The sequence below is a fragment of the Acinetobacter sp. Tr-809 genome, from assembly GCF_011753255.1.
Classification (GTDB): Bacteria; Pseudomonadota; Gammaproteobacteria; order Pseudomonadales; family Moraxellaceae; genus Acinetobacter.
Map to the genome: position 1 here is coordinate 119,912 of NZ_VWVZ01000004.1, position 12,868 is coordinate 132,779.

The 12,868-nt window shown below is 39.6% G+C and carries 14 protein-coding genes; 10 read left to right on the forward strand and 4 right to left on the reverse strand.

Annotated elements, in window-relative coordinates; all coding sequences use genetic code 11:
• The 10 genes from F3J02_RS10380 (at position 1) to F3J02_RS10425 (ending at position 9,816) form a co-directional block, all read left to right on the forward strand.
• Complete coding sequence (locus F3J02_RS10380; RefSeq protein WP_016163100.1) at positions 1-540, forward strand: KdsC family phosphatase; 540 nt, start codon at positions 1-3, stop codon at positions 538-540.
• A 39-nt stretch (positions 541-579) separates the two neighbouring features.
• Positions 580-1,131: an LPS export ABC transporter periplasmic protein LptC gene (gene lptC / locus F3J02_RS10385; RefSeq protein ID WP_167249051.1), complete on the forward strand. Its 552-nt coding sequence runs from the start codon at positions 580-582 to the stop codon at positions 1,129-1,131.
• Positions 1,115-1,663, forward strand: a complete 549-nt coding sequence (lptA, locus tag F3J02_RS10390) for a lipopolysaccharide transport periplasmic protein LptA (RefSeq protein ID WP_167249053.1) — start codon at positions 1,115-1,117, stop codon at positions 1,661-1,663. Before lptC ends, lptA begins: the two co-directional genes overlap by 17 nt.
• On the forward strand, positions 1,663-2,409 hold the full coding sequence (gene lptB, locus F3J02_RS10395) for an LPS export ABC transporter ATP-binding protein (RefSeq protein WP_167249055.1): 747 nt from the start codon (positions 1,663-1,665) through the stop codon (positions 2,407-2,409). Before lptA ends, lptB begins: the two co-directional genes overlap by 1 nt.
• Before the next feature lie 334 nt (positions 2,410-2,743).
• A complete protein-coding gene (locus F3J02_RS10400; protein WP_171526093.1) occupies positions 2,744-4,234 on the forward strand; it encodes a TolC family protein in 1,491 nt (496 codons plus the stop codon).
• On the forward strand, positions 4,234-6,357 hold the full coding sequence (locus F3J02_RS10405) for a type I secretion system permease/ATPase (RefSeq protein WP_167249515.1): 2,124 nt from the start codon (positions 4,234-4,236) through the stop codon (positions 6,355-6,357). The genes F3J02_RS10400 and F3J02_RS10405 overlap by 1 nt, the downstream gene beginning before the upstream one ends.
• Positions 6,358-6,374: 17 nt before the next feature.
• Positions 6,375-7,565, forward strand: a complete 1,191-nt coding sequence (locus tag F3J02_RS10410) for an HlyD family type I secretion periplasmic adaptor subunit (protein ID WP_167249059.1) — start codon at positions 6,375-6,377, stop codon at positions 7,563-7,565.
• A 92-nt stretch (positions 7,566-7,657) separates the two neighbouring features.
• Entirely contained in the window at positions 7,658-8,260 is a 603-nt protein-coding gene (locus F3J02_RS10415) for an IMPACT family protein (RefSeq protein ID WP_167249061.1), read from the forward strand.
• Positions 8,250-8,867: an acyltransferase gene (locus tag F3J02_RS10420; RefSeq protein ID WP_167249063.1), complete on the forward strand. Its 618-nt coding sequence runs from the start codon at positions 8,250-8,252 to the stop codon at positions 8,865-8,867. Before F3J02_RS10415 ends, F3J02_RS10420 begins: the two co-directional genes overlap by 11 nt.
• 106 nt (positions 8,868-8,973) lie before the next feature.
• Positions 8,974-9,816: a universal stress protein gene (locus tag F3J02_RS10425; protein ID WP_167249065.1), complete on the forward strand. Its 843-nt coding sequence runs from the start codon at positions 8,974-8,976 to the stop codon at positions 9,814-9,816.
• Between the two features lie 119 nt (positions 9,817-9,935).
• On the opposite strand, the gene F3J02_RS10430 is transcribed toward F3J02_RS10425, so the two are convergent.
• From F3J02_RS10430 to F3J02_RS10445, 4 genes are all read right to left on the reverse strand, one after another.
• Positions 9,936-10,604 carry an O-methyltransferase gene (locus F3J02_RS10430; protein ID WP_005183472.1) on the reverse strand — a complete coding sequence of 223 codons (669 nt, stop codon included), beginning with the start codon at positions 10,602-10,604 and terminating at the stop codon, positions 9,936-9,938.
• A 137-nt stretch (positions 10,605-10,741) separates the two neighbouring features.
• A complete protein-coding gene (locus F3J02_RS10435; RefSeq protein WP_216076276.1) occupies positions 10,742-11,455 on the reverse strand; it encodes a D-Ala-D-Ala carboxypeptidase family metallohydrolase in 714 nt (237 codons plus the stop codon).
• 124 nt (positions 11,456-11,579) lie between these two features.
• Entirely contained in the window at positions 11,580-11,909 is a 330-nt protein-coding gene (gene fdxA, locus F3J02_RS10440; protein WP_004652744.1) for a ferredoxin FdxA, read from the reverse strand.
• A 328-nt stretch (positions 11,910-12,237) separates the two neighbouring features.
• The gene (locus F3J02_RS10445; RefSeq protein WP_167249519.1) at positions 12,238-12,813 is read right to left on the reverse strand and encodes a GNAT family N-acetyltransferase; all 576 of its coding nucleotides are present in this window, start codon (positions 12,811-12,813) and stop codon (positions 12,238-12,240) included.
• Between the last annotated feature and the right edge of the window lie 55 nt (positions 12,814-12,868).

Here is a 12,868-nt window from a genome sequence, read left to right on the forward strand (position 1 = left end):
ATGGCATCTTATGCTTTACAAGAACAAGCACGTCATTTAAAAGCACTGGTACTTGATGTGGATGGGATTTTGAGCGATGGCTTTGTTACATTAACCAATTCAGGCGATGAGATTAAATCATTTGATATCCGAGATGGCTTGGGAATGAAGCTGGTTCAACAAGCGGGTATGAAAGTGATTATTATCACAGGTCGAAAAAGTCAGATTGTTGAAAAACGGATGTCTGATCTTGGTGTTGATCTCGTCTTTCAAGGGCGCGAGGACAAAGGGCTAGCATTGCGTGAAGCGTGTGCTCAGTTAAATTTATTACCTGAAGATTGTATTTATATGGGTGATGATTGGCCTGATCTGTCTGCGTTTGCTATTGCTGGTATGAAAGTCACTGTGCCGAATGGACATGAAGAAGTACGTCGTCGTGCAAATTTAGTGACCCAAGCGATGGGTGGTCGTGGTGCTGTACGAGAAGTATGCGATATGTTGTTGATGGCAAAAGGTGTTTACCAAGAACTTCTTGAAAAATATCTTGCTGTACCACATTAATAGAGTGTTGATTGGCTCAAAGGTTAGGTAACCCTGTTTATGGATACCAAAGTTTTATATGTTGTTGCTGTGGTAGTCGCTTCGATCAGTGGTGGCTATTATTATTTTAGTGGCAAAGCAAAAAAATTGGATGTTGATTCAGCAAAGAATATGACCTATTCAGCGCAAGGTGTTCATTTAACCCAAACTGACGAGCAGGGCAATTTGTATATGCGAGCTGAAGTTAAACAGCTACAGCAGGATATGCAACAAAAAACGTCAATGCTTGAGCAGCTGAATGCGGTTATGTACAAACAGGGCAAACCTGATGCAACATTCTATGCAAAACAAGCAAATGGCTATGATGATAATAGTAAAGTCATTTTGCTTGGAGATGTTGTTGCAACGAAACTGTCCGATCAGGGTAACAAATTAGAGTTTCATACAGATGAACTTACTGGTTATCCAAAAACAAGAGAGCTTGAAACACAACACCAAGTGATCGTTCAATCACCATCTGCTGAATTTGTGAGTCAGGGTCTCAAGGCTAATTTAAATAATGGTCAATATGAGTTTTATAAAATTCGAGGAAAGTATGCGCCAAGTTCTTAATTTCAAATCTCGTTCTACTTTCCTTAAACAACTAAGCTGTGTTGCTGTAGTTACACTTTCTTCTGCGACCAGTTTTGCTTTGCCATCGGATCGTAACCAACAGCTTTCATTGGTTGCGGATCGTGCAACCTATAACGATAAAACAGGTATTACGACCTATACTGGTAATGTAGTAATCGAACAAGGCACAATGAAGCTTCAAGCTGATTCACTTGTTGCAAATTTAAATAGCAAAAAAGAGATTCAGATCATTACAGCCAAAGGCCAGCCAGCAAAGTTTCAGCAGCAAATGGACACGAACAAAGGCTTAGCCCGAGGTGAAGCACAGACCATCGTGTACAATGCAGACACAGGTATTCTTACCTTAACGGGTAAAGCATATCTTTATCAGGATGGCTCAAGCATTCGTGGTAATAGCTTAAAATACAGTATGAATAAAGGTGATGTAGAGGCACAAGGATCTTCAACAAATCGTGTGCAAATTATTATTCCACCTTCAAGTTCAAAAACTTTTCCAGGGGCGCGTGATTAATGGAACAATCAGTGCAGCAGCCACAGACGCTTTGTATCAAACACTTGGCTAAAAACTATAGTAAACGTTGGGTGGTAAAAGATGTTTCTTTTACCATGCAAAGTGGGCAGATCGTGGGTCTACTTGGACCAAATGGTGCAGGTAAAACGACAAGCTTCTATATGGTGGTTGGTTTAGTGCGAATGGACAAAGGCGAGATTCATTTAGACAGTCTTGATTTGTCTGACCTTGCGATGCATGAGCGTGCACGTAAGGGGATTGGCTATTTACCACAGGAAGCATCAATCTTTAGAAAGCTGACAATTGCTGAAAATATCATGGCAATTTTGGAAACCCGTAAAGATTTGAATAAACAACAACGTCAGCAGCGTCTAAACGAGTTGTTAAATGACTTTAAAATCAACCATATCAAAGATTCGCTTGGTATGAGTGTATCTGGTGGTGAGCGTCGTCGTGCCGAGATTGCACGTGCTTTGGCTGCCGATCCTAAGTTTATGCTTCTGGATGAGCCATTTGCGGGTGTTGATCCAATTTCTGTTGGTGATATTAAAGAAATTATTCAAACGCTTAAAGATCGTGGCATTGGCGTTCTGATCACCGATCATAATGTACGTGAGACTTTAGCAATTTGTGAAAAAGCTTATATTGTGAGTGAAGGTTCTGTGATTGCAGAAGGAACGCCACAAGAAATTTTAGATAATGAGCAAGTGCGTAAAGTGTATTTAGGTGATGATTTCGTCGTTTAAATCAACCGATTGTCACTTTTAAAAGGAGAACCGTCAGGTTCTTTTTTTATGGCAAAATTTTAAAAATCTTAAATTATATAAATGGGAATAAGTTGGTTTTTAAATAACATATTGATAGATAAATATTTTATAAGTTTGATTATCTTGGCATAATCTATAAAAGTGTGAACTGATTTACAAAAATACACACATATCTAGCGACTAAATTGTATGTGGAACGTAGTGTTTTTGATAAAAAAATGCTTAAAATGAAAGTGCTGAATGATAACAATACGAAAAAAATATGAACTTGAACAACGATATAAAAGTGAATAATGGATCATGGAAAAAAAGTATGGATTTTAAGTGGTTACTTTATGTAGCAACACTGTCTGTACCAATGACACATGCAACAACACCGAGTGAACAGTATCACACTTTAAAGAACAATATTTCTAAGCTCTTTGTACCCAAAAGCAGTGATGAATTTAAAGTGGCACAAATGCAGAAATTGAGTAATTTTTCTGTCGATGCCTCACTTGGTAGTGATTTGCCTGTAGTTGGATCAGGCCGCCCTCAAGTAGATACAGTTCCAAGCGCTTTCTGGCAGAATCAGAGGAAAGTACTCAAAGATGCAGTACAGATTGCGGTACAGCGTAATCCTGAAATCTCTCAAGGGATTGCAGCTCTGGCTTCGCAAAATGCCAATATTGATGTCGCTAAATCGGGCTATTATCCTCAAATTGGCGGTGGCGTTAGTACTGGCGATCTAGGCAAGAAAAGTACGCGGGGCCAACAGTTACTCACTTTAAGTGCTGCACAGATGCTTTATGATTTTGGTAAAGTTAAATCGGGTGTTGATGTCGAAAAAGCTAAAGTAGTGGTTGGACAAGCCAATGTGTTAGTGAAAATTGATGATATTTCATTAGATGTTGCACAAACAATTGTTAATATTCAGCGTTATCAAAAGCTTATTCAAATTGCGAATCAGCAGATTGCAGGAATTAAGCGTATCCAAGAGATGGCAAATCTGCGTGCCAATGCGGGAATTAGTAGTCAGGCTGACCCGATACAGGCTCAATCCTATTTACAATCTGCTCAATCAGCGATGATTGCTCAACAATCCTTACTCAGCCAATATCAGCAACATTTGTATACTTTGTTGGGGTTTGATACTCGAAATGTACAATGGGCAATTTCAGATGATTTCGTGAAACAGTCTGATTTATATGCCGCACCGCAATTCAATACTATTCCGCAAATGATTGCTGCTCAGGCTGGAATTGAAGTTGCACGTAATCAAAAGTTACAGACACAGATCAGTAATTATCCGACACTATCTGTAAAAGGAGAACTGAGCCAAGCTTTGCACGGTAGGAACCCTGGCAATGACAAAGAGGGTGGCTTTGATAGTGCCATAATGTTTGAAGCCACTAGCCAGTTCTATCAAGGCGGGGCAACATCTTCAAAAACTAGGGCAGCGAGTTTCGCTGAAGAGGCAGCAAAAGCACAAGTTAATGCGGTTTATTTAAAGGTGTTGGATCAGATACGAACCAGCCGAGAACAAATTGAAAATAAACAACGCCAAATGCAGGTTTTGGCAGGACAACAAGCAACAACAATACGAACCCGAGAACTTTATCAAGAACAATATAAGTTGGGAACACGAACTCTGGTCGATCTGTTAAATGCAGAACAGGCGATTCATAGTGCGAATTCAGAGGCAGAAACAGCACGTTATGACATTTACAGCAGTATTGCTCAATATATTGCTGCGACAGGACGTTCTCGCCAAGCCTATGACCTCAATAATATAAAAATCCAAGGATTTGAGGTACAGCCATGATTACAACAAAAATAAACTATCAGCCTTGGTTACAAGCAATTTTAACCATTGCCAAGCATTACCGAATTGAGCCTTCTGAGGAACGGATTCGTTTACAACTTGACTGGAACCAGAACCAAAATTTGGATGAAGTCTTGGTGCTCATCAGCCGACAGATTGGTTTAAATCTCAGAAAGGTTGCTTTTACCAATGAAGTGATTAACCCTTGGCGATTGCCTGTTCTTGTAGAGTTGGCAGATGGTCAAGTAGGCGTTATTGATAAGGCAGATGGTGTAGGTCATGTCAGTGTTCAATTGAGTGGTGATCAAGGCTTATCTCAAAAATTTGCTGTTGGGGCCCTAAAGCATATTATTAAAAATGTTTATGTGCTTCGCCCCGAGCAGTCTGTCCCCGATGCACGTATTGATGAATATATAAAACCTTATGAGCCAAGTTGGTTCTGGTCAATTGTATTACAAGACTGGAAACGCTATATCGATATCATGTTGGCCTCGATGATTGCTAATATTTTGGCTCTGGCGACGATTATTTTTTCAATGCAAGTTTATGACCGAGTAGTGCCATCGCAGTCTATTCCTACGCTTTGGGTATTGGCAGGTGGTGTACTGATTGCTGCTATTTTTGAATTTGTGTTAAGACTTTCTCGGGTTTATATCTCGGACATTATAGGTAAACGTGCAGATTTACGTATTTCTGATCGGGTGTTTGGGCATGCACTGCGAATTAAGAATAGCGAACGCTCTAAATCAACAGGAACTTTTATTTCCCAAGTTCGTGAATTAGAAGGTGTCCGTGAGTTAGTAACCTCAACAACGATGGGGGCGATTGCAGATCTACCGTTCTTCTTTTTATTCCTGATTATCTTTGCAATTATTGGCGGTAATTTATTTTGGGTGATGTTGTTGGTCGTGCCTTTAATGATCTTGCCTGCGATTTTAGCGCAAAAAAAATTGGCACAGCTGGCGCAAGAAGGGATGCGTGAATCTTCGATTCGTAATGCAATTTTAGTCGAAGCAGTACAAGGTATTGAGGACATTAAATTATTACGCGCTGAATCTCGTTTCCAAAACCAGTGGAACCATATGAATGAAGTATCTGCTGATATCAGTATGCAACAACGTAAGATTGTAGGTGTACTCACGGCATGGACACAGAAAATTCAGGGTTTAACCTATGCAGCGGTTATTCTGGTTGGATGTTTTGCCGTAATGAAGGGTGAGATGACCACAGGTGCCTTGGTGGCCTGTTCGATTTTATCTTCACGGATGCTGGCACCAATTTCACAGATCACAGGTATCTTAGGCCGTTTACAACAAGCGAAGGTGGCGAAAAAAGGTCTTGATGAGCTGATGAAAAAACCTGTGGATCAGGCAGATCATGCGCACTTGGTGCATAAGGAAGTATTACATGGTGACTATGAGCTGAAAAATGTTTCCTTCCAATATACTGAAGATGATTCACGACCTAGTCTTGCGATTCCTCATCTTAAAATTCGTGCTGGCGAGCGGATTGCGATTTTAGGGCGTAATGGTGCAGGTAAATCAACACTCTTACAAATTTTATCGGCAATGCAATTTCCAAATGCAGGTTCAGTACATTTAGATGATTTGGATATCAGTCTAATTGACCCTGCTGATGTACGTCGTGATATGGGGTTGCTGAATCAGAACTCACATCTGTTTTATGGCACCATCCGCGAAAATTTAACACTGGGTGCGCCCTTAGCTCGTGACGAAGATATTTTAAAGGCATTGAAAGTCACAGGAGCGCTTAGTTTTGTTCATGAGAAAAAAGAAGGTCTAGACCATTTAATTTTAGAAGGGGGCGTTGGTTTCTCTGGTGGTCAGCGACAAGCCTTATTATTGGCACGATTGTTAATTCGTCAGCCAAATATTTTGCTATTAGATGAACCGACAGCTGCGATTGATGATGTGGCTGAAAAACAATTGATTGATCATTTAAGAACTTGGTTAGGCTATCGGACTTTAGTTGTTGCAACACATCGACGTGCCGTTTTGGAGCTAGTTGACCGAATTATTGTCATGAATGAAGGCAAAATCGTCATGGATGGCCCAGTAGAACAAGTTTTACAACAATCAACGATAAAACAAAAAATAGTTTAATACTTTGAGGAAAATTTATGAGTGAACAACAACAAAGCAGCAGTCGTCCTATGAATGTAACTTATAAGGAGCCAAAGTTACCTCGTTCGACACTCGTTGTTTGGATGATTGGGATTGGTTTACTTTCACTCTTAATCTGGGCATGGCTATTTAATTTAGAAGAAGTTTCAACGGGTACGGGGAAAGTCATTCCATCTTCGAAAGAGCAAATTATTCAATCGCTTGAAGGTGGAATTTTGACAAAACTGGATGTGAATGAAGGGGATGTCGTTGAAAAAGGGCAAATCCTTGCACAGCTTGATCCAACACGTCTTGCATCAAATGTCGGGGAGTCGAAGTCATTATTGATTTCAGCACAGGCAACTGCCGCACGTTTACGTGCTGAAGTGACAGGTTCTCCATTAAGCTTCCCTGAAGAAGTGCAAAAGAGTCCTAAACTTGTACAAGAAGAAACAGCTCTATATTTGTCACGCCGTGAAAATCTGGAACAGTCAATCCAAGGATATGAGCAAGCAGCAAAACTGGTACGGCAAGAACTGGCAATGACAGAGCCTTTGGTCGCAAAAGGTGCGGCTAGTGAAGTTGAAGTACTGCGTTTAAAACGTGAGGCCAATGATTTAAACAATAAAATCAATGACACGCGGAATCAATATTATGTGAAAGCACGTGAAGAATTGTCTAAGGCGAATACCGATATTCAGACGCAGCAACAAGTGGTGAATGGTCGAAATGACAGTTTAGAACGTGCCGTATTTAAAGCACCTGTACGCGGGGTGGTGAAAGAAATTGATGTCACAACTTTAGGGGGAGTTATTCCCCAAAATGGTAAGTTGATGACTATTGTTCCTTTAGAGGATAAATTGCTGATTGAAGCACGTATTTCACCGCGTGATATCGCTTTCATCCGCCCTGGACAAGAAGCTTTAGTGAAAATCACGGCTTATGATTACTCGATCTATGGTGGTTTGGATGGCAAAGTGACGGTGATTTCACCCGATACTATTCGTGATGAGGTGAAGCAAGATCAGTTCTATTACCGTGTATATATTCGTACCGATTCTGATCGTTTATATAACAAGGCTGGTAAGGCATTCAGCATTACACCGGGTATGGTAGCAACCGTTGATATTCGTACTGGACAAAAGACCATTATGGACTACTTGCTGAAACCGTTTAATAAAGCCAAAGAAGCTTTACGCGAACGCTAATTTTCTGTTAATAAAAAACCTCGCATCAGGCGAGGTTTTTTATTTGTGCTGTAAAAAGCTATAATCGTGTTTTAAATTTTTATTTATGTTTTATGCCATTTACCCTTGCCAGCTCGGTAACTTTTGAAGAAGACATTAAAAAAAGTCGTTTCCAAGCGATTGCAGCAGTTGTTGAAAATGAACAACAAGTGAAAACTTTTTTAGAAGACAATAAAGACTTATCTACGACGCATCAATGTTGGGCATGGAAGATCGGCCATCATGTTCGTTTTAATGATGATGGTGAGCCTTCAGGAACAGCAGGGCGGCCAATACTTGCCACCATTGAAGGTAATGATCTAACCAATGTGATTGTATTGGTGAATCGTTGGTATGGTGGAATTAAACTGGGTACAGGTGGTTTGGTGCGTGCCTACGGTGGTTGCGCAGGACAATGCTTGCTCTTGGCTGAAAAAGTTGAATTGATTGAAAAGAAGGAAATTCGTTTTGCATGTTTATTCAATGAATGGGCGATTATGCAATATGAGCTGATGCAGCAGCAGATCGAGTATCAGGAACAATATACTGAAACAGGTGTCATCATTGAAGCACGACTACAAGTGCATCAAATTGAACCGTTAAGGTTGAAATTACAGGATGTGAGTCGAGGACGGGAATTGCTTAAAGTCATAGAGGCACAAGAACATGACGCATGATCCTTTATTAAAATACCGAGAGCAGCATAAACAGCGTTTGAATTATATGCCGTGGTTATATTGGACTTTAAAACCCAAACATCGCGAATGGGCTGAAGCATGGCAAGCCGAGTACCAAGCCTATCTGATGGAAATGGAAACGGTAGAAATTGGTCAAAACTGCTTTATTTCACCCTTGGCTCATATCTTTGCTGAACGTGGTCGCAAGATCAGTATTGGAGATAATACCTTTATTGCTGCTGATTGTACTTTGCATGGTCCTTTAGAAATTGGCAATGAAGTTGCAATTAACCATCATTGCATTTTGGATGGGGGACGTAGCGGGATCAAGTTACATGATCAAGTTCGAATTGCGGCTTATAGTCATCTATATGCGTTTGATCATGGCATGGAAATGGATCGTGCGATCTATCAACAACCTGTTACTTCTAAAGGCATTGAGATTGGGCGTGATGTTTGGCTAGGAGCGCATGTCGGAATTAAAGATGGAATCAAAATTGGCGATCATGCTGTAGTTGGAATGAACAGTATGGTGACCAAAAATGTTGAGAATTATGCAGTGGTTGCTGGGAACCCCGCAAAATTAATTCGTTATCGAAGCGATTAAAAAAGCGTATGAGATTCGATACATAAATTTAACCCACCATGCTTTTATCTATGCTAAGTTAAAAATAAGTAGAAGACCTAAGGTACATACCTAGAGAGAGGCGAAAATGAACCGTGTAATTGCATGTATTGATTCTTCACCCTGCATTGACGCTGTTGCGGAAGCAGCAGTATGGGTTGCGAAACAAACGCAAAGAGAGTTGGTACTGTTGCAAATCTTGGACTATTACCCAGCTAGTTATCATTTAGGTGAAATCAGTGGCGTGATTGGCTTTGAAAGTAATGCCATGCTGCTCAAAGAACTTGCAGAATTGGAACAGAAACAAAGTGAGTTAGCGCTCGATTATAGTAATAATTTACTCAAACACATTTCTGAGTTGATCGAAAAACAATACGGTCTAAGCAGTACCAAAATTCAGGAAAAAGGCGACTTCCTAGAACAAAGCTTTAATCTTCTCAATGAAAATGATGTGGTGATTATCGGTCGAGTGGGTGAGCGTGCTGCTGAGAAGAACAAGCCGATTGGAAGTAATGTTGAAAACTTTATTCGTGGTGCAAATTGTACGGTGATTACCGTTGGGGAGCATTTCCAGCCACCGAAACGCTTTATCTTTGCTTATGAATATTCACCGACCTGCCAAAAGATGTTGCAACGCATTGCTCAAAGTGACTTGTTGAAAACATTGCAATGCCATTTGCTCTATGTGGGTGATCACCCAGAAATGTTGACTGAACCTGAAAAGTATCTGACTGATGCTGGTTTGGATGTGGTCTCAGTTTATCGTTATGGTGATGTAGCACAAAATATTCTTGAATATCAAAGAGAACATGATATTCAATTGATTGTATTAGGTGCATTTAGCCACAGTAAAATTCACCAATTCTTCTTAGGTAGTATCACGACGACGATCTTCCGTAATGCCAATGTTCCACTATTAGTTGCTAAGTGATTCATTTTATTCCATATAGTTATCCGCAATTCCTGTGGATAACTGTATGGAAAAGCACTGGAGATAAATATAATTTGTTGATATTACACAACTAAATTAAATAGGTTGTTTTTTAATCTCTATTTTACGATTGCAATGGCAAAACCATCATGGCCTTTTGAACCAACCGTTTGCAAAGCCGTGCAAGAAAGCAACTGAGGATGATCTTTCAAAGCAGTGAATGCTTCACGGATTCCCTCAATACTTGGTTTCTTGTTATTTTCATCAATGATCGCACCTGCACGGATCACATTGTCTAATACAATGATTGTGCCTGGATGAGACAGTTTTAGACTGAGTTCAAAATATTCTCGGTAGCTCTGCTTATCGGCATCAATAAATATCAAATCAAATGCTTCACTGCCTTCAGCAATCAGCTGATTCATGATATCTGCACCACGACCTTTTTTGAGTTCGATGTTGGTCGGCATATTGGCATAATCAATATTTTCCTGCGCAATGATGACGTGCGTATCACGTCCTTCAACCGTCAGTAGATAACCATCTTCAGGTAGGGCCTTGGCAAGCCAAATGGTGCTATATGCACCGAATGTACCGAGTTCTAATACACGTTTGCATTGATTCATCTGAATCAGCATTTGCAAAAACATGCCTTGATTAGGCGCAACAGCCAAATGATTAGAGAAGCCCTGAGTATCAGTATTATCTAATGCATGTTGAAGTCTTGGGTCTGTGGGAATTAAATGTGAATTGATATAGTCATCAATCTCGGTCCACATCTGTTGCATAATCAAGTTTACCTACCAATTTGTTAGCTCTGCATTTTAAACATTTATGCTCAGAGTGCAATTTTATTGCTGAATGAATCTGGATGATTGAAACAAAAAAGAGATCATTTTGATCTCTTTTTATTGCGATATTTCGCTTAGAAATTACACATTGAACTATTGCGGGTAAGATCGGGTCCCCAAGTACGATAGCCTTGGGTATCAATATGGATCTGACCAGAGCTATATAAACCAATACCTAAATCTAGACTTTGACCGTGCTGCGCCCAAAACTGACATAGCTTAAACTTGGTCTGTTCAATATAGGCGTAGTCTTGTGGTTGCGGGTATTCAGGCCCAATACGGAAGTCGATGGCCGAATTGAATAAATGTTTTGATGAACCAGCACCACCAGCACATTGATTAAGCGGTAAGTCACGATAGACAGAAGTCACTTCAAAATCGGTCAAGATTTTGGCTGCAATTAAATATTTAAATACACGGAGTGTTGATAGGGAGTTACCCCATAACTCACGGTTCGGTACCATATATTCAGAGCGACCACATTTTTGCCAGTCACGTGCGGTACGTAATAATTCAAAACTTGGAATGATGTGTGCGACATTGTTGCGGGTTAGAAATTGTTCATATTCCCGCACACGAGCATAGTTTTCACCTTGATTTAGCCATTGGCGATATGAAGAAGGTTCAACTTTATTTGGAATCGGACGTGTAAAAGTAACTTGTTCTTGCGGAATGTAAATTCTTTTACCTTGGTTTTGATTTACTTTTGTCGTTGAGCTACTACAGCCCACCATCATCACAGGGATGATAAATAATGATAATAGACCCTGTAATTTATTTCGCATCATAAAAAGGCAGTTCAAAATCTGTAGGCGTACTATTTTAATGCAAAATAGCGCATGAATAATGATGTAATTGCAAAGAAATGTGTGGTTCAGGTATAAAAAAGACCAGTAAAACTGGTCTTTTCAATTATTTTTCTAAATATTGTAGCTTGTCTGGCTTACCATTCCACTCTTCGCGGTCGGCTGGTTGTTCACCAATCTGCGTGATGTTATTTCCTGCCCATTTTTCTGATAATTCAGCGTTGAGCTCGATAAAGACTTCTTGACCTTCTGGTAACTCATCTTCAGAGAAAATTGCATTTGCTGGGCATTCTGGTTCACATAGAGCACAGTCGATACATTCATCTGGATTGATAACAAGGAAGTTTGGACCTTCATAGAAACAGTCTACTGGGCAAACTTCAACACAATCTTGATATTTACATTTAATACAATTTTCAGTGACAACAAAGGTCATGGCGACAGCTACCTAAAAATACGGTTTTTTGTTTGGAATGGGGTATTGTAGGCAAAAAAGGGGTAAACAAACAATTGCTTTTATTGATATTGTTTATTTATACATATGAAAAATAAGTTAATGTATTGATAATAAATAAGATGTTCAGAGGGTGTATCTGTTTTTTGCTAAAAAAAATGTGATTGTCTGCTTGATTAGGTCAATTATTGAGACAGAATCTCATTTTTATTTTCAGTTAAAACATGCAATTAAGACACTGAAAATGGTTTCATTCATAACTTTTAGCATTCAATTGTTGTTAATCTCAGGTACCCTGATGCAAGAGACACTAAAGTGTATAGAGTAGATGAATATCTTCAGGCTCTTTTTCGAATAATTCTAGATCAGGTTGTATTAAAAGCTGAGCCCCTTGCTTAAAGTAAAAGTCTACAGTGCGTTTACTTGGCGTGGCAGAAATATAGAGTTGTTTCGCATTGAGTTGCTTTGCTGATGTGATAGCAGACTGCATCAACTGAGCACCGATACCTAAACCTTGATGATCGGCATCTACATAAAAATATTGCAATAATTTGGCTTCAGGATAGTCCGCAATATGCTGATTGGAAACGACCTGTACAGCGATGAGTTGATTGTCTGAATCAAATCCACCTACGCATAATGCTCCTTGTTGATGCAACTTTTTGAGCAAAGGTGGGTCATTTTCCAGATGATAGGTATCCCAGTTTTGCTCATCATAAAAACAATCAATTAATTGTAAACCTGAGCTTTGTTGTACATACATTTGAGTGATCAGTTCACGTCGACTAATCTGTTGCCAGATCAGATCAATTTCTGAGTGTTCTAATGCCTTAAACCGAATATTAATTGTGTTTTCCCTTAAGTTAGATACTGAGTAGGAAGCTATTTAGTCTTTTTAACTTGATTAATTTAAGTCAAAAATAGACAGGAAAATAGTTTTG